The 22,937-nt window shown below is 67.0% G+C and carries 8 protein-coding genes; 4 read left to right on the top strand and 4 right to left on the bottom strand.

Annotated features, from left to right (window positions below; translation table 11 throughout):
* Window positions 1-18,628 (top strand): non-ribosomal peptide synthetase (locus ON44_RS28660; RefSeq protein WP_040695519.1); only part of this gene is annotated, 18,628 nt, incomplete at its 5' end.
* An 86-nt stretch (window positions 18,629-18,714) separates the two neighbouring features.
* Here ON44_RS28660 and ON44_RS28655 read toward each other — a convergent pair.
* From ON44_RS28655 to ON44_RS28650, 3 genes are all read right to left on the bottom strand, one after another.
* Window positions 18,715-19,005 carry a DUF6968 family protein gene (locus ON44_RS28655; protein WP_040695518.1) on the bottom strand — a complete coding sequence of 97 codons (291 nt, stop codon included), beginning with the start codon at window positions 19,003-19,005 and terminating at the stop codon, window positions 18,715-18,717.
* A gap of 85 nt (window positions 19,006-19,090) precedes the next feature.
* The gene (locus tag ON44_RS50515; RefSeq protein WP_157187341.1) at window positions 19,091-19,261 is read right to left on the bottom strand and encodes a hypothetical protein; all 171 of its coding nucleotides are present in this window, start codon (window positions 19,259-19,261) and stop codon (window positions 19,091-19,093) included.
* Window positions 19,258-19,491, bottom strand: a complete 234-nt coding sequence (locus ON44_RS28650; protein WP_040695517.1) for a hypothetical protein — start codon at window positions 19,489-19,491, stop codon at window positions 19,258-19,260. Before ON44_RS28650 ends, ON44_RS50515 begins: the two co-directional genes overlap by 4 nt.
* A gap of 220 nt (window positions 19,492-19,711) precedes the next feature.
* Between ON44_RS28650 and ON44_RS28645 the strand changes: the two genes are divergently transcribed.
* The 3 genes from ON44_RS28645 to ON44_RS28635 are packed head-to-tail and all read left to right on the top strand — an operon-like array spanning window position 19,712 to window position 21,379.
* Window positions 19,712-20,041 (top strand): hypothetical protein, encoded by a 330-nt coding sequence (locus tag ON44_RS28645; protein WP_040695513.1) that lies wholly within the window; start codon window positions 19,712-19,714, stop codon window positions 20,039-20,041.
* Complete coding sequence (locus tag ON44_RS54130; protein WP_040695511.1) at window positions 20,022-20,546, top strand: DUF6879 family protein; 525 nt, start codon at window positions 20,022-20,024, stop codon at window positions 20,544-20,546. The genes ON44_RS28645 and ON44_RS54130 overlap by 20 nt, the downstream gene beginning before the upstream one ends.
* Window positions 20,543-21,379 (top strand): helix-turn-helix domain-containing protein, encoded by an 837-nt coding sequence (locus ON44_RS28635; RefSeq protein WP_040695510.1) that lies wholly within the window; start codon window positions 20,543-20,545, stop codon window positions 21,377-21,379. Before ON44_RS54130 ends, ON44_RS28635 begins: the two co-directional genes overlap by 4 nt.
* 122 nt (window positions 21,380-21,501) lie before the next feature.
* On the opposite strand, the gene ON44_RS28630 is transcribed toward ON44_RS28635, so the two are convergent.
* On the bottom strand, window positions 21,502-22,887 hold the full coding sequence (locus ON44_RS28630) for a serine hydrolase domain-containing protein (RefSeq protein WP_040695509.1): 1,386 nt from the start codon (window positions 22,885-22,887) through the stop codon (window positions 21,502-21,504).
* Between the last annotated feature and the right edge of the window lie 50 nt (window positions 22,888-22,937).

Below are 22,937 nucleotides of genomic sequence, written 5' to 3'. Positions count from 1 at the left end.
TTCGCAGGCGCGCCATCCGCTGTTCCAGGTGATGCTGTCGTTCCAGAACACCGGCCAGAACAGCCTGGAACTGCCCGGACTCACGGTCAGCGGTGTCGAACTGCCGATCGATGTGGCCAAGTTCGATCTGCAGCTGGTGCTCTCGGAGCAGACCGCGACCCCGATCAGTACCTCGAATGGTGCAGGCGCCACCACGGTCGCGCCTTCGGGTATCGCGGCCGAATTGATCTACGCCACCGACCTTTTCGATGCCGACACCATGGCGGCGTTCGGACAGCGGTTCAACCGACTGCTGCAAGCCGTCGCGGCCGAACCGGATCGGGCCATCGGCGATATCGACCTGCTCGATGCGTCCGAAGCCGAACTGGCGCTGCGTGGTTGGAACGACACCGAGCGTGCGCTCGGCGCGGTCGGCACGCTGGTCGACGAATTCGCCGGGCAGGCGGCGGCGACGCCGGATGCGATCGCGATCGTGGACCCTGCGACGGGCGCTTCGCTGACCTATGCCGAATTCGGTGCCCGCGTGCACCGCTTGGCGCGTCGCCTTATCGCGGATGGTGTCGGCCCGGAGAGCCTGGTGGCCCTCGGTCTTCGGCGCTCCGTCGACCTCGTGGTCGCGGCGTACGCCGTGCAGGAGGCCGGTGGTGGTTATGTGCCGCTCGACCTCGATCAGCCCGCGGAGCGGATCGGCTACGTGCTCGATTCGGCCGCGCCGGTGTGCGTACTGACCACCTCGCGTGACGACTTCGACGGCACCGGTCTGCCCACGATCGTCATCGATGACCTGGATCTGTCCGAGTACTCGGACGAGCCGGTCACCGATGCGGAGCGGATTGCGCCGCTGCGGCCGAGCAACCCCGCGTACGTCATCTTCACCTCCGGTTCGACGGGTCGGCCCAAGGGTGTGGCGGTGCCGCACGCGGCCGTCGTCAACCAGATCCGTTGGATCACCGGTGAATACGGCATCGGTGCCGACGACGTCGTGTTGTTCAAGACCCCCGCCACGTTCGACGTGTCGGTGTGGGAGCTGTTCGGCCCGCTGAGCACCGGTGGCCGGATCGTGGTCGCCGGCCCGGACGGCCATCGTGACCCGCAGTACCTGGCCGATGTGATCGCGGCCGAGCGGGTCACCATGACTTCGTTCGTGCCCTCGATGCTGAGCGTCTTCGCGAGCAGCGTCGACGCGGCTGCCGGCAGCGAGGCACTGGTATCGCTGCGCGCACTTCTCATCGCCGGTGAGGCATTCACCGCCGATGCCGCGACCGCCATCCGCCGGGTCAGCTCGGCCGAGCTGTATAACCTGTACGGCCCGACCGAATTCACCGTCCACGCGACCCACGGCCCGGTGGCGGAGAAGGTCGAAGGCGCGGTGCCGATCGGTCTGCCGGTCTGGAATGCGCAGGCGTATGTGCTGGATGCCCGCCTGCACCCGGTGGCGCCGGGTGTCGCGGGTGAGTTGTATCTGGCCGGTGCGCAGTTGGCGCGCGGCTACTTCGGCCGCACGGATCTGACCGCGGATCGCTTCGTGGCCAACCCGTTCGGCGCACCGGGCGCTCGCATGTACCGCACCGGTGACCTGGTGACCCGGGCCGCCGACGGTTCGATCGTCTACTTGGGCCGTACCGACTTCCAGGTGAAGCTGCGCGGTCTGCGCATCGAGCTCGGTGAGATCGAAACCGCCCTCACCGCACACGATTCGGTGGCGCAGGCCGTGGCACTGGTGCGTTCGGACGCCAGGACCGGCGATCAGCTGGTCGGCTACGTGGTACCCGCGAACGGCGCCACCGTCGACATCGACGCGCTGCGTACGCACCTGACCGCGCAACTGCCGTCGTACATGGTCCCAGCCGCGCTCATGGTGCTCGACGCCATGCCGCTGAACCCCAACGGCAAGCTCGACCGTCGCGCGCTGCCCGAACCCGCCTTCGAGGCCAAGGAATTCCGCGCACCGTCGACCCCGATCGAGGAGATCGTGGCCGACACATTCGCCGAGGTGCTCGGTCTGTCGACATCCGAGGCCGGGCGTGTGGTCGGTCTCGACGACGACTTCTTCGACCTCGGCGGCAACTCGCTGATCGCCACCCAGGTGGTCGCTCGCCTGGGCGCCGCACTCGATACCCGCATTCCGGTGCGGCTGCTGTTCGAGGCGCCGAATGTGGCCGCGCTCGCCGCGCGGATGGAGGGACAGCAGGGTACCGGCGGTCGCCGGGAGCTGACGGCCGGGCCGCGGCCGGAACAGATTCCGCTCTCGCTGGCCCAGCAGCGGATGTGGTTCCTCAACCGCTTCGACAACCAGACCGCCGTCAACAACATCCCACTGGCGGTCCGGCTCACCGGCGCACTCGACACCGATGCGCTGCGTCTGGCCGTCGCCGATGTGATGGACCGGCACGAGGTGCTGCGCACCGTCTACCCGGAGACCGCCGACGGTCAGGGCGTGCAGGTCGTGCTGCCCACCGGTCAGGTCCACCTCGACCTGACCCCGCTCGTGGTGTCCGAGACCGATATTCGCGATCGCATCAGCGAACTGGTGCTGACCGGCTTCGACGTGACCGCCGAAGTTCCGGTGCGCGCCAAGCTGTTCCGGCTCGAGTCGCCGATGGACGGCTCGCTGCCCGATACCCACGTGCTGGTCTTCGTGGTGCACCACATCTCCGGTGACGGCTGGTCGGTGCGTCCGCTGGCCCGCGATGTGATGGTCGCCTACGCGGCCCGCACCCGCGGCGAATCGCCCGCCTGGGCGCCGCTGGCGGTGCAGTACGCCGACTTCGCGCTCTGGCAGCGCGACACCCTCGGCTCCGAGGACGATCCGGAATCGCTGATCGCCCAGCAGGTCGCGTACTGGTCGCGGAATCTGGCCGGGCTGCCCGATCAGCTGGATCTGCCGTCGGATCGTTCGCGCCCTGCCGTCGCGTCCAACCGCGGTGACGTCTACGAATTCGGCATCGACGCGCAGTTGCTGACCGAGCTCAACGCACTGGCCCGCGCGAACGGCGCGAGCCTGTTCATGGTGGTACACGCCGCCTTCGCGGCACTGCTCGCACGCCTGTCCGGCAGCGACGATATCGCCATCGGCACCGCGGTCGCCGGTCGCGGTGAGGCCGTGCTCGACGACGCGATCGGCATGTTCGTCAATACGCTCGTGCTGCGCACGCCGGTCGATTCCGGTGCGTCCTTCGCCGACTTGGTCGCGCGGGCACGGGAAACCGATCTGGCCGCCTTCGGCCACGCCGACCTGCCGTTCGAGCGGCTGGTCGACATCCTCAACCCGGCCCGTTCACAGGCGCGGCATCCGCTGTTCCAGGTGATGCTGTCGTTCCAGAACACCGGTGAGGCATCGTTCGAGCTGCCCGGTCTCGAGGTGGCCGGTGTGCCGCTCGATGTGGTGACCGCGAAGTTCGATCTGCACCTGAACCTCGCCGACCGGCTCGACGCGGCCGGTGGTGCGGACGGCATGACCGCCGAATTCGCCTACGCGACGGATATGTTCGACGCGAAGACGATCGCCGGTGTCGCACAGCGGCTCGTCCGCCTGCTGCATGCGGTGGTCGCGGATCCGGCCGTCGCGGTCGGTGATGTCGATCTGCTCGATGCCGCTGAGCGCACCAAGGTGCTCGAAAAGTGGAACGAGACGGCGTATGTCGTCGATGCCCAGGCCACCCTGGTCTCGATGTTCGAGGAGCAGGCGCTCCGGAGCCCGAAGTCGATCGCGCTGACGTTCGAGGGGACAAGTCTGTCCTACGGTGAATTCACCTCACGGGTGAATCGCCTGGCCCGGTACCTGGTTTCGCTGGGTGTCGGACCCGATTCGATGGTCGCGCTCGGCATGCGCCGATCCTTCGAGCTGGTGATCGGCATGTACGCGGTGAGCGTGGCCGGTGGCGCGTATGTGCCGCTGGATCCGGATCATCCGGCCGACCGCACCCGGTATGTGCTCGATATCGCGCAGCCGGTCTGCGTGCTGACCACCGCCGCCGACGAGTTCGACGCGGGCTCGACGCCGACGCTCGAGATCGACGCAGTGGATCTCTCGGCCTTCTCCGACGAACCGCTGATCGATGCGGAACGCCTTGCGCCGCTGCGGCCTTCGAATACCGCGTACGTGATCTTCACCTCGGGTTCGACCGGTCGTCCGAAGGGTGTGGCCGTCAGCCATGCCGCGATCGTCAACCGCCTGGTCTGGATGCAGGCCGAATACGGGCTGGACCGCGGCGATGTGGTCCTGCAGAAGACGCCAGCCACCTTCGACGTGTCGGTATGGGAATTCTGGTGGCCGCTGCAGGTCGGCGCGCGCCTGGTCATCGCGAAGCCGGACGGCCATCGCGATCCGGCCTACCTGGTGCAGACCATTGCCGACGAGCAGGTCACCACGGTGCACTTCGTGCCGTCCATGCTGTCGGTCTTCGTGGCCGACGACCGGGCGGGCGAATGCTTCGACCTGCGCAATGTCTTCGCCTCCGGTGAGGCGCTGCCCGCGGTGACCGCACAGCGCTTGCGCGAGCTGACCGGTGTCTGGCTGCACAACCTGTACGGCCCGACCGAGGCCGCGGTCGACGTCACCTATCACGAGGTCACCGACGCCGATACGGTTTCGGTCCCGATCGGTGCGCCGGTCTTCAACACCCAGGTGTACGTGCTGGATTCGCGGCTGCACCCGGTTCCGGTCGGTGTCGCCGGTGAGCTGTACCTCGCTGGCGAGCAGTTGGCGCGCGGCTATGTGGCGCGTCCGGATCTGACCGCGGATCGCTTCGTCGCCAACCCGTTCGGCACCGGCGCGCGCATGTACCGCACCGGTGACCTCGTCAGATGGGTCCCTGCATCGCGAAGCGATTCGATGGGGGGTGGTGGCCGGGTGACGGGTGGGCCTGCCAACGGTGAGCTGGAATACCTGGGCCGCACCGACTTCCAGGTGAAGCTGCGCGGTCTGCGCATCGAGCTCGGTGAGATCGAGTCGGCGCTCACCGCGCTGGAATCGATCGCGCAGGCCACCGTTGTGGTCCGCTCCGACGACCGCCTCGGCGATCAGCTGGTCGGGTATGTGATCGCGGCGGCGGATCGTTCGATCGATATCGACCAAGTGCGCGCCGAACTCGCGGGCGAGCTGCCCGCGTACATGGTGCCGACGGCCTTCGTCGTACTGGATGCGTTCCCGCTCAATGCCTCCGGCAAGCTGGATCGCAAGGCGTTGCCCGCGCCGGTATTCGAGGCGAAGGTGTTCCGCGCACCGTCCACCCCGATCGAGGAGATCGTGGCGGGCGTGTTCAGCGATGTGCTCGGTGTCGCGCGCGTCGGTTTGGACGACGACTTCTTCGAACTCGGCGGCAACTCGCTGCTGGCCACCCAGATGACCGCGCGCATCGGCGCGGCGCTGGATACCCAGCTCGCGGTCCGCGATCTGTTCGAGGCGTCGACGGTCGCCGCGCTGGCGGCCAAGGCCGAACACAATGCCGGATCCGGCCGCACCCGGCCGCGGCTGGTCGCGGGGGAGCGCCCGGCCCGGGTGCCGCTCTCGCCCGCGCAGCAGCGGTACTGGTTCCTCAACCAGTTCGATACCACCACCTCGGCCGTGGACAACATCCCGCTCGCGGTGCGGTTGTCCGGTGCGCTGGATGTGGCGGCGCTGGAAAAGGCGCTCGGCGATGTGTTCGCCAGGCACGAGGTGCTGCGGACCACCTACCCGAGTTCGGCCAGTGGCCCGCACCAGGTGATCCTGCCCGCCGACCAGGCCGTGCCGGAGCTGACCGTCACCGATATCTCGGAAACGGACCTGGTCGGCGCGGTGATCGAATTCGCGCTCACCACCTTCGATGTCACCGTGCAGGTGCCGCTGAAGGTGGGGCTGTTCCGGCTCGCCGAACAGGAACATGTGCTGGCGTTCACGGTGCACCATGTCGCGGCCGACGGTTCGTCGATGGGTCCGCTGGCCCGCGACGTCATGGCGGCGTATGTGGCACGGGCACAGGGTGAGATCCCGCAGTGGCAGCCGCTGCCGGTGCAGTACGCCGACTACGCGCTGTGGCAGCGTGCGGTGCTCGGCTCCGAGGAAGATCCGGAATCGCTTGCGGCACAGCAGGTCGCCTACTGGCAGTCGGCGCTCGCGGGCATGCCCGATCAGCTGGAGTTGCCCGCCGACCGGCCGCGCCCGCGCGCGCAGTCGTTCCAGGGCAAGGCGATTCGCTTCGAGATCGCACCGGATAAGCACGCCAAGCTGCACGAGCTGGCGCGGGCCAATAACGCCTCGCTGTTCATGGTCACGCATGCGGCGCTGGCCGTACTGCTCTCGCGGCTCTCGGGTACCGACGACATCGCGGTCGGCACCCCGATCGCGGGTCGCGGGGAACGCGAACTCGACGATCTGATCGGTATGTTCGTCAACACCTTGGTGTTCCGGACGATCATCGAGCCCGGTGACACCTTCGCCGACTTGCTCACCGATGTGCGCGAGCGGGACCTGGAGGCATTCGCGAATGCCGACGTGCCGTTCGAGCGGCTGGTCGAGGTGCTCAACCCGGAGCGCTCGACGGCGCGCAACCCGCTGTTCCAGGTCGGACTCTCGTTCCAGAACCTGGCCGAGACCACCTTCACGCTGCCCGGCCTGTCGGTCAGTGCGGTGAACTTCGATTCGCAGCTGGCCAAGACCGATCTGCACGTCACGCTGTACGACCGCTACGCCGAGGACGGCACGCCCGCCCAGATCGTCGCCGAATTCGGTTATGCCACCGATCTGTTCGACGAGGCGACGGTGCAGGGCTTCGCCGACCGCTTCGTATTGGTGCTCGATGCGGTACTGGCCGATCCGGACGTGCGGGTCGGCGAGATCGATCTGCTCTCGCCCGAAGAGAACACGCGAATTCTGCGTGCCTGGAACGACACCGCGCACCCGCTCGACATCGACGCCTCGACCACGCTGGTGTCGCTGCTGGACGCCACGGTGGCGGCGAGCCCGGATGCGGTGGCGCTGGTGGCCGAGGATGCGACGCTCACCTACGCCGAGTTGGACGGCCGGGCCAACCGCCTGGCGCGGCACCTGATCACGCTCGGTGTCGGCGCGGAGGACCGGGTGGCGCTGGCCATCCGGCGCTCGGTGGATCTCGTGGTCGCGATGTACGCGGTGGCGAAGTCCGGTGCGGCGTATGTGCCGATCGATCCCGATCAGCCCGCCGAGCGCACCGACTACATCCTGAGCACGGCGGCACCGGTCTGTGTGCTGACCACCGGACGCGATGATTTCCACAGCGCCGTGACCGCGGTGGTGTCGCTCGACGAGCTGGATCTATCCGGCGTTGCGGACGGTCCGATCTCCGATGGTGACCGGTTGCGGCCGCTGGCCGCGGCGAATACGGCCTACGTGATCTTCACGTCGGGCTCCACCGGCCAGCCGAAGGGCGTGGCGGTGCCGCATGCGGCGATCGTCAACCAGTTGCTGTGGAAGACAGCCGAATTCGGCCTCGGTGCCGATGACGCGGTCCTGCTCAAGACCGCGGCCACCTTCGACCTGTCGGTCTGGGAGTTCTGGTCGGCCGCCGTCTGCGGTGGCCGGTTGGTCATCGCCGATGCCGATGGTCACCGCGATCCCGCCTACCTCAACGAGTTGATGCGCTCCACCGGCGTCACGACACTGCACGTGGTGCCGTCGATGCTGGACGCGCTGCTCACCGAATCCGGTCGCCGCCTGCCGCAGTCGCTGCGGCGGGTGCTGGCGATCGGTGAGGCGCTGCCCGCGACGACCGCGCAGCGATTCCGGCGTGACAACGCGGCCGAGCTGTTCAACCTGTACGGCCCCACCGAGGCCGCGGTGTCGATCACCGCGCACACCGTCACCGATGCCGACAACGTGTCGGTGCCGATCGGTGCCCCGGAGTGGAACAGCCAGGTGTACGTGCTGGATTCGCGGTTGCGTCCGGTTCCGGTCGGTGTCTCCGGTGAGTTGTATCTGGCCGGTGCGCAGTTGGCGCGTGGCTACTTCGGGCGCGTCGACCTGACCGCGGATCGCTTCGTGGCCAACCCGTTCGGCACCGGTGAGCGCATGTACCGCACCGGTGACCTGGTGGCCTGGAACAGCGAGGGCGGGCTGGAGTATCGCGGCCGCACCGACTTCCAGGTGAAGATCCGCGGTTTCCGCATCGAGCTCGGTGAGATCGAGGCGGCCCTGCTGCGGCAGCCCGAGGTCGCGGCCACCGCGGTGCTCGCACACACCGACCCGAATCTGGGCGACCGGCTGGTCGCTTACGTGGTGCCCGAAGTCGATGAGCTCGACAACGTGCGGCTGCAATCGGCGTTGGCCGCCGAGCTGCCGTCCTACATGGTGCCGTCGGTCTTCCTCACTCTCGATGCGCTGCCGTTGAACGCGAACGGCAAGCTGGATCGAAAGGCGTTGCCGGAGCCCACCTTCGAGAAGGCGGTCTTCCGCGCGCCGGTCACCCCGATCGAGGAGATCGTCGCGAATACCTTCGCCGAGGTGCTGCACCTCGGTTCCGGAGCGCAGGCGCAGCGGCTCGGCCTGGATGACGACTTCTTCGCGTGGGGCGGCAACTCGCTGCTCGCGACGCAGGTCGCGGCCCGCCTCGGCGCGGCGCTGAACACTCGCGTCCCGGTCCGACTGCTGTTCGAGGCGCCGACCGTCGGCGCACTGGCCATCCGGGTCGAACAGCATGCCGACGGGCGCGGACGGCATGCCCTGGTCGCCGGTCCGCGGCCGGAACATATTCCGCTGTCGCTGGCGCAGCAGCGGATGTGGTTCCTCAACCGCTTCGACACCCAGTCCGCCGCCTACAACGTCCCGATCGCGGTGCGGCTGACCGGCGCGCTCGATGTGGCCGCACTGCGCGCCGCCATCGCGGATCTGGTGCGCAGGCACGAGGTCCTGCGCACCATCTACCCGGAGACCGAGTCGGGCGCGGTGCAGCTGATTCTGCCAGTGGGACAGGCGATTCCGGAGCTGGACGTCCGGACGGTCACGCCGGATCAGGTCGAAGCCGCTGTGGTCGAGTTGATCTCGGCGCCGTTCGACGTCACCGCCGAGGTGCCGGTGCGGGTGCGGTTGTTCGAGATCGACACCGAAAGTTCGGCTCCCGAGTACGTGATCGCGATGGTCGTGCACCATATCGCCGGTGACGGCTCCTCGATGGGACCGTTGACGCGTGATCTGATGACGGCGTACGCGGCGCGCTCTGCGGGGGTCGCACCCAACTGGGCGCCGCTGGAGGTCCAGTACGCGGATTACAGCATCTGGCAGCGCGAACTGCTCGGCAGCGAGGACGATCCGGAATCGCTGATGTCCAAGCAGGTCGCCTACTGGCGGACCGCGCTGGCCGATCTGCCGGAGCAGCTGGACCTGCCTGCCGATCGCCCGCGGCCCGCGGTGCAGTCCTTCGCGGGTGGCACCGTCGAGGTGCGCATCGACGCCGAGACCCACCGCGGTCTCAGCGGCGTGGCGCAGGCCGAGGGTGCGACGCTGTTCATGATCGTGCACACGGCGCTGGCCGTCCTGTTGTCCCGGCTGTCCGGCGCGGACGACATCGCGATCGGTACGCCGATGGCGGGCCGGGGTGAGGTGGCGCTGAACGACCTGATCGGCACGTTCATCAACACCTTGGTGTTCCGTACCCGGCTGGATTCGGCCGAGCCGTTCGCGGATCTGCTCGGGCGGCAGCGGGAAACCGACATCCAGGCGTTCGCCAATGCCGATGTGCCGTTCGAGCGGTTGGTCGAGGTGCTGAACCCGGCGCGATCGCAGGCGCGGCATCCGCTGTTCCAGGTGGGTCTGTCGTTCCAGAACCTGGCCCAGACCACCCTGGAATTGCCGGATCTCACGGTCTCCGGTGTGGAGTTCGATACCCGAATCTCCCAGTTCGACCTGCACCTGATCCTTTCCGACCTGTACGACGAGTCCGGGGCTCCTGCGGGCATCGCCGGCGTATTCACCTACGCCACCGATCTCTTCGACCGGAGCACGGTCGAAGGGTTCGCGGACCGGTTCACCAGGCTGCTCGGCGAGATCATCACCGCGCCGCGCGCGGCAGTCGGTGATCTCGAGCTGCTCACCGCGGTGGAGCGGGAACGGATGCTGGATGGCTGGAACGCCACCGCGCATCCGGTGCGGCCCGAGCTGCTGCTCGACGGATACCGGCGCGCCGCCGCGGCGCAGCCGGATGCCGTCGCGGTGGTGTTCGAAGGCGCCGAACTCACCTACCGCGAATTCGACGAACGGGTGAACAAGCTTGCCCGCCTGTTGATTTCGCAGGGTGTCGGTGCCGAGTCGCTGGTCGGCCTGGCTGTTCGGCGGTCGTTGGATCTGGTCGTCGGCATGTACGCGATCGTTGCGGCCGGTGGCGCGTATGTGCCGCTGGATCCGGATCATCCGGCGGAGCGGATCGCGCACATTCTGGATACCGCCCAGCCCGCGTGCGTGGTCACCACCGCGGCCGACGCGGTGCCGGTCCCCGCGGACATCCCGGTGCTCGAACTGGATTCGCTGGAGCTGGACGGGTTCTCCTCCGCTCCGATCGAACCCGGTGAGCTGCTGCGCCCGGTCACCCGGGACAACCCGGCTTACGTCATCTTCACCTCGGGTTCGACCGGTCGTCCCAAGGGCGTCGCGGTATCGCACGAGGCGATCAACAATCAGATCGAGTGGATGCTCGCGGAGTACCCGCTCGGCTCGGCCGACGTGTACCTGCAGAAGACCGCCACCACGTTCGATGTGTCGCTGTGGGGCTACTTCATGCCACTGCGCGCGGGCGCGAAGCTGGTGGTCGCCACCCACGACGGTCATCGCGACCCGGCCTACGTGGCGGATGCGATTGCCGCGCACGGGGTTACCGTCACCGACTTCGTGCCGTCCATGCTGACGGTGTTCGCCGCGCAGCTGGAAGCGGGCTCGCTGCCGACGCTGCGGGACGTGTTCGTGATCGGTGAGGCGCTGCCGCCGGAAACGGTGACGGCGTGGCGGTCCGTTTCGGACGCGTTGTTGCACAACCTGTACGGGCCGACGGAGGCCGCGGTGTCGGTGACCTACTGGCCCGCGCGCGACACGGATGTGCGCACCGTGCCGATCGGCTTGCCGCAGTGGAACACCCAGGTGTTCGTGCTGGATGCGCGGCTGCGGCCGGTGCCCGCCGGGGTGGCCGGTGAGCTGTACCTGGCCGGTGATCAGCTGGCCCGCGGTTATGTCGCGCGGCCGGATCTGACCTCGGATCGCTTCGTGGCCAACCCGTTCGCGCCCGGTGCGCGGATGTACCGCACCGGCGACCTGGTGGTCTGGCGCGAACCGGCGGGTGCGGATCATCGCCTCGAATATCTGGGGCGCACCGACTTCCAGGTGAAGTTCCGCGGACAGCGGATCGAGCTCGGCGAGATCGAGACGGCGCTGCTCGCCCATGCCGCGGTGAGCCAGGCGGTGGCGCTGGTAGCCGCGTCGGCGCTGGGCGACCAGTTGGTCGCCTACGTGGTTCCCGCGCCGGGGCAGTCGATCGACCAGCAGACACTGCTGGCCGAGGTGTCGGATGTGCTTCCGGCCTATATGGTTCCGGCGGCCATCGTGGTGCTCGATGCCTTCCCGCTGAATTCCAGCGGCAAGCTCGACCGCAAGGCCCTGCCCGAACCGACCTTCACCACTCGCGAATTCCGCTCACCGGCAACGCCGGTGGAGGAGATCGTGGCGGGCGTCTTCAGTGATGTGCTCGGTATCGAGCGCGTGGGCGCCGACGACGACTTCTTCGCCCTCGGCGGCAACTCGCTGGTCGCCACCCAGGTGGTCGGGCGCCTGAGCGCCGCGATCGGTGGTCGGGTGCCGGTGCGCGCGCTGTTCGAGGCGCCGACCGTGGCGGCCCTGGCGGTGAAGCTGGAGCAGTTGTCCGGCGTGGGCGAGCGGCGGCCGCTGGTCGCCGGTCCGCGGCCGGATCCGGTGCCGTTGTCGCTGGCGCAGCAGCGGATGTGGTTCCTGAACCGCTTCGACACCGAGTCGGCGGCCTACAACCTGCCCATCGCGGTCCGGTTGACCGGTGCGCTGGATGTCGACGCGCTGCGGGCGGCCATGGCGGATCTGGTCGGCAGGCACGAGATCCTGCGGACGGTGTACCCGGAGACCGCGGGCGCCCCGGCACAGGTGATTCTGCCGGTGGCGCAGGCTGTTCCGGCACTGGAGCTGCGGCCGATCGCGGCCGCGGAGCTGGAATCCACGGTGATCGCGGTGATGGCGGCGCCGTTCGACGTCACCGCCGAGGTTCCGGTGCGAATCGAGCTGTTCCAGGTGACCGACGCACCCGCCGCTGTGTCCTCGGGTCGCTCCGCGGGCTCCGCTCCTGCCCCGAACGAGTTCGTGCTGGTGCTCGTGGTGCACCACATCGCCGGTGACGGTTCGTCGATGGGCCCGCTGACCCGGGATCTGATGACGGCGTACGCGGCGCGCTCGGTCGGCGAGTCGCCCACGTGGACGCCGCTGCCGGTGCAGTACGCGGACTACTCGATCTGGCAGCGCGAACTGCTCGGCAGCGAGGATGATCCGGAGTCGTTGGCGGCCAAGCAGATCGCCTACTGGCAGTCGGCATTGGCGGATGTGCCGGATCAGCTGGATCTGCCCTCGGATCGCCCGCGTCCGGCCGTGCAGTCCTTCGCGGGCGGCAAGGTCGAACTGAGCATCGATGCCGAAACGCATCGTGCGCTGGTCGGTCTGGCCAGGGCCGAGGGTGCGACGCTGTTCATGGTGGTGCACACCGCGTTCGCGGTAATGCTCTCGCGGCTCTCCGGAACCGATGACATCGCGATCGGCACACCGATGGCCGGTCGTGGTGAGGCCGTGCTCGACGATCTGATCGGCATGTTCGTGAACACCTTGGTGTTCCGTACCCAATTGGAGCGCGGCGAGGCGTTCACCGATCTGCTCGGGCGCCAGCGCGAAACGGATATCCAGGCGTTCGCGCATGCGGATGTGCCGTTCGAGCGGTTGGTCGAGGTGCTGAACCCGGTGCGTTCGCAGGCGCGGCATCCGCTGTTCCAGGTGGGTCTGTCGTTCCAGAACCTGGCGCGGACCACGCTGGAACTGCCCGGGCTCACGGTGGCCGGATTCGATATCGACACCCAGCTGTCGCAGTTCGATCTGCATCTGATCGTGGCGGACAGCTACGACGAGGACGGCACTCCGTCGGGTATCGGTGGGTACTTCACCTACGCCACCGACCTGTTCGACCCGGATACCGTCCGTGGCTTCGCCGATCGCTTCGCACGTGTTCTCGCCGAGATCATCGCGGCGCCGCGCGCTGCTGTCGGCGATCTCGAGATCATGGCCGCGGACGAACGCCGCGAACTGGTCTCCGGCCGGAATGCGACAGCGCACCAGGTGGATTCGTCCGCGACGCTGGCCTCGCTGCTGGATCGAACCGTGGCGGCCACGCCCGACGCGGTGGCGCTGGTCGGTGACGACGGCACCGCAATTACCTATGGCGAGCTCGCCTCTCGGGTGAATCAGCTTGCGCGGCACCTGATTTCGCTGGGCGTCGGACCGGAGGCACGGGTGGCGCTCGCGCTGCGCCGCTCGGTGGACCTGGTGGTCGCGATGTACGCGGTGAGCCAGGCCGGTGGCGCGTACGTGCCGCTGGATCCGGATCAGGCGGGTGAGCGGACCGACTACATTCTCGAAACCGCTCGGCCACTGTGTGTGGTGACCAACGCCGACACCGATTTCCAGACCTCGGTGACCGACGTTGTCCGGATGGACGCACTCGCGGACGTCACGGACGCGCCGATCGCCGACGCGGAGCGGATAGCGCCATTGCGCGCGGCGAATACGGCCTACGTGATCTTCACGTCGGGTTCGACCGGTCGCCCCAAGGGCGTCGCGGTGCCGCATGCGGCGATCGTCAACCAGTTGCTGTGGAAGACGGCCGAATTCGGCTTGGGCGCCGAGGATGCGGTGCTGCTGAAGACGGCCGCGACCTTCGACCTCTCGGTGTGGGAGTTCTGGTCGGCGGCGGTTTCCGGTGGCCGACTGGTCATCGCGTCCGCCGACGGACATCGCGATCCGTCCTACCTCAACACGCTGATGCGCGATACCGCCGTCACCACCTTGCATGTGGTGCCGTCGATGTTGGATGCCCTGCTGATCGAATCGGACGGACGACTGCCCGAGTCGTTGCGCCGGGTGCTCGCCATCGGTGAGGCGCTGCCCGCCGCGACGGCGCAGCGGTTCCGGGAGTCGAATGCGGCCGGCCTGTTCAACCTCTACGGTCCGACCGAGGCCGCGGTCTCGATCACCAACCACGAGGTGACCGATGCGGACACCGTCTCGGTGTCGATCGGTGCTCCGGAGTGGAACAGCCGTGTCTATGTGCTGGATTCGCGGTTGCGTCCGGTGCCGGTGGGTGTTTCGGGTGAGTTGTATCTGGCCGGTGCGCAATTGGCGCGCGGCTACTTCGGCCGGGTCGATCTGACCGCGGAGCGGTTCGTGGCCGATCCGTTCGAATCCGGCGCCCGGATGTACCGCACCGGTGACCTGGTGGCCTGGAATGGCGCCGGCGAGCTGGAGTACCGCGGCCGCACCGACTTCCAGGTCAAGATCCGCGGTTTCCGCATCGAACTCGGCGAGATCGAGGCGGCCCTGCTGCGGCAGACCTCGATCGCCTCGGCAGCGGTGCTCGCGCATACCGATCCGGCACTCGGTGACCGCCTGGTCGCCTATGTGGTCCCGACCACCGGTGAGCTCGATAAGGGTGCAGTGCAGTCTGCACTGGCCGCGGAGCTGCCGTCCTACATGGTGCCGAGCGCGTTCCTGGCGCTGGACGCCCTGCCGCTCAATGCGAATGGCAAGCTCGACCGAAACGCCCTGCCACAGCCCACCTTCGAACATGCCGCCTTCCGCGCGCCGGTCTCCCCGGTCGAGCAGATCGTGGCCGGTGTGTTCGCCGATGTGCTCGGCATCGAACGGATCGGCGCCGACGACGACTTCTTCGCACTCGGCGGTAACAGCATCCTGTCGATCCAGCTGGTATCGCGGGCGAAGGCACAGGGCGTGGTGTTCTCCGTGCGCGACGTCTTCGACCAGCGCAGCGTCGCCGGACTCGCCGCGATCGCGACCTCGGCCGCGGATCTGCGGCAGGCGACCATGGCGGAGCTGCCCGGTGGTGGGATCGGCGAGATCCCGCTGCCGCCCGGCATCGCCGCGGTGCTGGCGAACGGCACGGCGTACCAGCGCTTCTCCTACGAGGCGGCAGTGGCACTGCCGAGCGAACTCGACGGGGATCGACTGCGTGCGGCGATCACCGCCCTGGTCGACCGGCACGATGCGCTGCGCACTCGTCTGCGCCGGGTCGACGAGGTCTGGGAATTCGAAGCGCTCGAGCGCGGTGCCATCGATATCGATGCGCTGGTCCACGAGGTCGCCTTCGATACCGCCCTCGACGACGATTACGGCTATGACGAGCTCATGCGGCTCGCCGACAACGAACGCGCGGCCGCCGCGGATCGCCTCGATCCGGCCAACGGCGTAATGGCGCAGTTCGTGCGCTGCACCGCCGACCGGCTCGACGGCGGCAACTTCATGCTCGTCGTGGTGCACGGCTTCGCGGCCGATCCGAAGTCCCTCGGCATCCTGACCGGCGATCTGCTCGATCTGATCGTCGACGACCAGGTCGCACTGCCGGAGGTCGGTACCTCGCTGCGGCGTTGGGCCTACGGCCTGACCGAGCAGGAGACCGGTCGCGCCGCCGAACTGCCGTTCTGGCAAAAGGTTTCGGCCACACCCGATCCGTTGCTCGGCGCGCGGGCCTTCGACCCGGTGCTGGATACCGTCGCTACGACGCGACGGGTCCGCATCGAGGTGCCGACGGATATCTCCGAGATCCTGCTCACCACGGTTCCGTCGCGGTTCCACGGCGGCGTGCCGGACGGGCTGCTGTCGGCCTTGGCCATGGCGCTGGTGCGCTGGCGCGGTGCAGAGCACGGATCGGATGTGCTGATCCGGCTCGACGGTGACGCTCGGGCGGCGGTCAGCGGTGCCGAATTGTCGCGCACCGTCGGTGCTTTCACCGCCGTCTATCCGGCCCGGCTCGCGCTGAGCGGGATCGATCTGGCCGACGCGTTCGACGGCGGCGCTGCCGCGGGATCGATCATCAAGTCGGTGAAGGAGCAGCTGCTCGCGGTGCCCGATCAGGGCGTCGGCCACGGGCTGCTGAATCTGCCGCCGGCGGGTCAGGTCGGCTTCCGGTACCAGGAAGCGGCGATCAAGACCGAGCGGGATGCCACCATGCCCGCGAACGGTGCGCTCGATATCGCCGTCACCGTCGGCGACGAGGACGATGGTCCGCGGCTGCTGGCCACCTTCGAGTTCCCGGTCGGGCTGCTGTCCCCGGAGCAGGTGCAGGAGTTGGCGGAGCTGTGGGTTGCCGCGCTGACCGCGCTGGCCAAGCACGCGCAGCGGCCGGATGCCGGCGGTCATACGCCGTCGGATCTGCCGCTGGTGCAGGTCGGCCAGGCCGATATCGACCTGTGGGAGCAGACCTACCCGGGCCTCGACGATGTCTGGCCGGTCTCGCCGCTGCAGTCCGGCCTGCTCTTCCACGCGCTGATGACCACGGCCACCGTGGACGTCTACACCATGCAGGCCGTGGTGCAGCTGGCCGGAGCGGTCGATGTGGAGCGGTTGCACGCGGCCGCGCAGGCGATCCTGGATCGATACCCGAACCTGCGCACCGCATTCGTCACCGATTCCACCGGTCAGGTCCGGCAGGTCGTGCTCGATCGGATCGAAGTGCCTTGGCGCATCGAGGATCTCACCGATGTGCCGGAGGCGGAGCGGGCCGACGAACTGCGCCGCCGGATCGATGCCGACCATGCGGATCGCTTCGATATGTCCAGCCCGCCGCTGGTGCGCTACACGCTGTTGCGCACCGCGGCCGAGGAATGGACGCTGGCGATCACCACGCACCACGTGCTGATCGACGGCTGGTCGATGCCGCTGCTGATGCGGGATCTGCTGGTGCTCTACGCGACGCGTGGCGATCAGTCGGCACTGCCGCAGGTCTCCTCCTACCGCGACTTCCTGGACTGGCTCGCTACTCGCGATCAGGACGCGTCGTTGCGGGTCTGGGCCGATGCCTTCGACGGTGCGACCGAACCGACCGAATTGGCGCCGCCTGCGCGGACGGCCGAGACCTACGAGACCGCAAAATTGGTCACCGAGATCGACGCCGACCGCACCCGTCAGCTGACCAAGCAGTGCGCCGAACTCGGCATTACCGTCAATACCCTGGTGCAGGCGGCTTGGGGCATCCTGCTCGGCAGGCTCACCGGTCGCGCCGATGTTGTCTTCGGCGCCACGGTGTCGGGTCGGCCCGCCGAGCTGACCGGTGTGGAGTCGATGGTCGGTCTGTTCATCAATACGCTCCCGGTCCGGGTGCGCATCGATGACCGCGCGACCATCGACGATCAGCTCGAGCGGTTGCAGCGCGACCAGACCGAGCTGCTCGACCACCACTACGTCGGCCTATCCGATATCCAGCGGGCCGCCGGAATCGCCTCGCACTTCGACACCCTGCTGGTGTTCGAGTCGTACCCGATCGATCGGGAGGCGATCGCAGCGGCGAGTTCGATCGACGGCATGTCGGTGACCGGTGTCGGCATGGAAAGTGCGACGCACTACCCGCTCACGCTGCAGGTGACCGCGGAGTCCACCCTCGAATTCACCTTCGAGTACCTGCTCAGCCGGTTCACCGCCGAAGAGGTGGAAACCTTGTCCACCAGGCTGATCCGGGTACTGGACGCACTGCTCGGCGATTCCGCCGGACTGGTCGGCGATATCGATATCCTCGATGCCGGTGAGCGGGCCCGCCTGCTCGTCGAATCCGGTATCGCGGCAACCGCGGCCGCACCGGAACCGGTGGGCCGGGTCGGTGCGCGCACGGTGTCGAGGGTGCTCGCCGAGGTGGTCGAGGCGGATCCGGAGGCGCCCGCGCTGCTCGTGGACGGCGACGAAATCGCCTACCACGTCCTGGATCGCCGTTCCTCGCAACTGGCCCGGGTACTCATCGCGCACGGTGCCGGACCCGGCGATGTGGTGGCCCTGGCGCTGCCGCGTTCGGTGGATGCGGTGGTCGCGGTCTGGGCAATCCAGAAGGCCGGTGCCGCCTGCCTGTTCGCCGGTGATCTGTCCGCCGCCGAAATGGCTACCGCCGGAGCCGTTTTCGGTATCACGCTGGAGCCGACCGACGGTCCGATCAACTGGTTGGTGCCGAGCGATCCGGCGGTACAGGCCGAACTGGCAGCCGCCCCGTCGCACCCGGTCTCCTACGCCGATCGGGTCCGCCCGCTCGCCGAAGAGCACCCGGCCTTCGTGGTCCTCACGGCCGACGGCACCGTACGCGCCTTCAGCCAGACCGAGGCCCTCGAACAGGCCGAGCAGTTCCGCTCGGAATACGAAATCGATTACGAATCCACAACCTTCACCACCGCCGTCTCGGGCCGCCCCGCGCTGCTCGAGTTCCTGTCCGCAGCCACCGCCGGCGCCCTCTCGGTCCTGCCGGGTGCGGACGACATCGCGGATGACCTAGCCGACGGCGAAGTCACCCACTGGTTCGTCACCGTCGACGAGCCGACCGATGCGGCGGACGAAGACGTGCGAATCGTGATCGTCGAATAGCCGAGACCGCCCTGCGCGGTACATGCAGGCAAGAGCCCCGCACCTCGTCGAGAAGATGAGGTACGGGGCTCTTGCCTTTCCGAGTGTCAGCTTCGAGGAAATCCGAGGTCGGATTCCCCGAGGAACGTGTACTCGCCTTCGTTGGCTTCGAGCAGACGACCGGCGAAGGTCATTGCCTCGATAAGGGCCTGTACCGCATCCACACCGAAGATAGCCCGTGTCAACGGCTCCGCCTCCATGCCTTCGATCCGAACGGGGCATGAGTAGGAACCGCCCCCGGACGGCTCTGGCTTCCCGAACGTGACGACCACGGGATCGTCGCCCTTGCGGAGTTCGCGGGTCGCGATGGGTTCCCCGAGCTCCCAGGTCATCGCCATGGCCGCATCCTATCCGGCCGTGCCGAGAAATGTTGTTACGCAATAAATTCCCCCATTTCGCATAGCCTGACCAGTCGGGAGGCGATCAGTACTCACGTGACGCATCGGACTTCATCCCGCCCGTGCCCCCGCGTTCGATCCGTTCGCGGATCTCCCTGACGGTGCGCTCCTTCGGAATCCGTTCCGGCCACACGATCACTGCGACCGTCACCGCCAGCGGTAGCCCGATCGCGACAACCCAGCCGAGCGCGATCACGCCAGGTCCTGGAGGAGTCGCAGCACCATGGCGCACGTCTTGGCGTCGGCAGGTTCGACAGGGCTGACGCGGTGATCCACGGCGGCTGCACCCGGAACCCGCTGCGGTAGCACACGATCGGCTGGAGTCCGCAACTCCAGGTACACCCCCGGACCGTCGTCATCGTCGCCGTAGTCGGCGACCTCCAACAACCCGCCTGGGAACACGAACAGTCTTGTGCGCCTGTCCATCTCGACTCCTGTAGTCCGATGTTGGTAGGCACCCCGTGACCGGTTGGCGTCACATGTCACGGGGGCCAGCTCAGACGCTACGAACCGGCAATCAGGCAGGTCCACGAGTTTGATAAAACTTGCTCATATTTAACGATCAGCTAGCTAAGTCAGCTAGTTCGAGAGATCATCGAAATCAGCACGGAAAGTCCGTGCATACAAGTGGACACGGAGCTAGATCATGCTCTTGCATTTCCTCGGTAAGGGTGGTTCGGGAACCAACGATTGCCCGACCCTCTACGCCACTGACCAGGGCAGTTACGCGATCATTGGATGGGTTACCGATCGGCCGGAGACGGTTGAGATTCCGCACCTGCTGTTGGGATTCCTCGAGCCGGACACGTTCATCAATGCGACCATGACCGATTCGGGCCGAGGCACGTTCCTTGTGTCCGGTAGCCCGATCACGGACCGTGCGACGCTGGGCCAGATGACGATGGAGATCTACGAAACCGCTATCGAGGTTCCAAAGGCAGAAAGGACGTTCTACGGTGCAACTGCTTCGCAGTAATCCGTGGCCTGACCTGTTCGGGCAGTGCCAACGGGAAGCGTTCCACCTCGAAGTCGGTGACACCTACGCAGTGCCGAACGAGTCAGAACCGTTGCGGCGGTTCCTGAACGGTGAGCCGGACGACAACGCATGGTTCGAACCGTGGGGGCAGCTTGTACGGGCAACAACCGGCCGGGGTGTGCGTGTGACCCGTGTCCGGGTTGTCACAGTGCCTCACGTGGACTACCAGCGTTGGTTGCTAGCGCTGACGGCGCTGAATACCGAAGCGGGTGAAGAGATCCGGTACCTTCCCCGGCATCTCGCCGGAGACGTGCCCGCCGACGATTTCTGGCTGTTGGATGACGAACGGGTGGTGTTCAACCTCGTCGACGAGAACGGACGTGCGGCCGGGGCGTCAGCTCTGACCACAGACCCGCGGATTGCCGACCAGTGCCGACAGGTGAAAGAGCGCTTGTGGCAGCTAGCTACGCCGTACACCGAGTACGCGGTAGACATCCGGAGGTGAGCAACGGCGTTCATGAGGCCCAGCAGGCGCTCGGGCAGCGGCTTCGGGAGATCCGGCGAAGGTCGGGAATCTCAGGCCGTGAGCTTGCGCGCCTGTCTGGCTGGCACGAAACGAAGGTCTCCAAGATCGAGTACGGCAGGGTCAAGCCGTCCGACGCGGATATTCGTGCCTACTGCGCTCACACCGGCGCAGGTGATCAACTCGAAGATCTGCTAGCGACAGTCCACAACATAGATGCCGCCTACATGGAGTACCGGCGACAGCACGCAGCAGGGCTCAAACGGGGACAGCAGAAGTCGGTCAGGCTCGCTGAGCGCTCGAAACTGATGAGGATCTATCAGCCGGTCGTTATTCCCGGAATTCTTCAGACTGCCGACTACGCCGAAGCCATATTGAGGCATTCAGTCGATTTCTACCGACTTCCCGACGACATAGACGAAGCCGTATCTAAGCGGCTCGAACGTCAGCAATATCTCTACAGGGGTGAACGGCGCTTTCATATCCTGATTGCCGAGCAAGCTTTGTATACCTCGGTCGGCACCGACGCCGTAATGATCGGGCAGCTAGACCGGCTCATGGCCGTGATCGGCCTTTCCCGGGTTCGGCTTGGAATCATTCCGGCGCCAGCTGGTCCGCCGATGCAAACGACGAACTTCGTAATATTCGACTCGCGCATGGTCACGGTTGAAGGCATCACAGCGGAGCTGACGATTACGCAACCGCGAGAGGTTGCGATCTACGGTCGGGCGTTCGATGTGCTTGCCGGTCAATCGGTTACAGGTGAGGCAGCGCGGGAACTCATCCGGAAGGCGCTCGAAAGGCGGGCTAGATAGCCGTCTGACGGACTTTACGGCCGATCCAGCTTGGCGCACCTACCCCGTCCCGCCTGGTGTGAGTGCGTGGCCCGTATCGAGTGAGGGTGGGCCGTTAAGCCCGGCTATCACTCGTTTACGCATCAGGCCGTGGTCGAGACCCGGTTGAACATCCGTCCGGCCATATCGGCGCCAACGATTCGGCCGCGTTCGTCGCGGGTGAAGAAACCGCGCTGACCTTGTAGACCGCCACTGGTGACGATGTATTCGTCGCGGTTGCCGGGCAGCAGGCCGAGACCGGCCGCCGGAAGGTCCGGGGGAAGTTCGGTTTCGGATGCGGCGCGGACCTCGGGTTTGATTCCGCAGGCAACTGTCAGGCCGGTCTCATCGGTGCCGATGGTGAGGGTCATGGCGTCGATTTCATAGTCGCCGACGATCTCCTCGGCGCGTGCCGGATCGAAGGGCAGGGGTTCGGGATCCTTGTCGATCAACCCGAGATAGTGCTCCAGCGCCCATCGCACGACGGCCTGGTTGAACTGGATGCCGTCGTCGGGGCCTGCGTTGGACATGACGGTAATGGCGAAATTCCGCTCCGGCACCGTAATGAGTTCGGCGAATTGGCCGTTCGAGGAACCGCCGTGGCTCACGATTCGCACACCGTCCACATCGCGTAGGAACCAGCAGATGCCGAAGGCATCGCCGAGCGAGCTGCCCTGCAACTCGACGGTCTGCTCCTTCATTCGCACCAGCACCTCGGCGGGCAATACCCGTTCACCGCTTTCGGCCCGGCCGTCACCGAGTTGGAAACGCGCCCAACGCAACTGGTCGGCCACCGAGGATACGATGCCGCCGCCCGGATTGTTGGCGCGTGTGTCCTTCCATTCGCGTGCGACTGTCAGTGCGCCATCCGCGCCGCGATTGTGTCCGACCGCGAAGCGCCGAGTCATGATCTCGCTCGGCAGATAACGACTGTGCGACAGCCCGATCGGATCGAGCAGCAGTTGCGCGACCGCCTTCTCGAAGGTCAGCCCGGTGACCTTCTCGATGACCCGCCCGAGCAGGTTGTACCCCGCCTGCGAATAGGACGCGCGAGCACCGACCGGCCCGATCAGATCCAACTCGTCCAGTCGCGCCACATACCCGGCCAGCGCGTCGTCCCCGTCCCCGGTCTCGACAATCAGCCGAATCCCCAGCCCCGCAGTGTGATTGAGCAGATTGAACACGGTCATCTCCACCGCGGCCGCCTCATCGCGCAGCACCAGCTCCGGCACATACCGCCGCACCGGCGCAGCCAACTCGATCTTGCCCTCCGCGACGAGCCGCATCAACGCCGTCGCGGTGAACGTCTTACTCACCGACCCCAGCACGAACATCGTGTCCCGATCCACCGGCACCGGACTCTCGATACTCGTCACCCCATGCGCGGCGAAAACCTCCCGCCCATCAACCCACACCCCGACCGCAGCCCCCGGTACCCCGAACTTCGCAGCCATCTCCGCCACGAATTCCCCCAGCGCAACCTCAGACATCGTCCAACCCTTTCCGTCCTGCCTGCCACCTCAGGGAGGTCCCCTGTGCG

This window comes from Nocardia vinacea NBRC 16497 (assembly GCF_000308835.1).
Classification (GTDB): Bacteria; Actinomycetota; Actinomycetes; order Mycobacteriales; family Mycobacteriaceae; genus Nocardia; species Nocardia vinacea.
The sequence above is the reverse complement of the archived record's forward strand: the minus strand, read 5'-3'. Positions and strand labels throughout refer to the sequence as shown.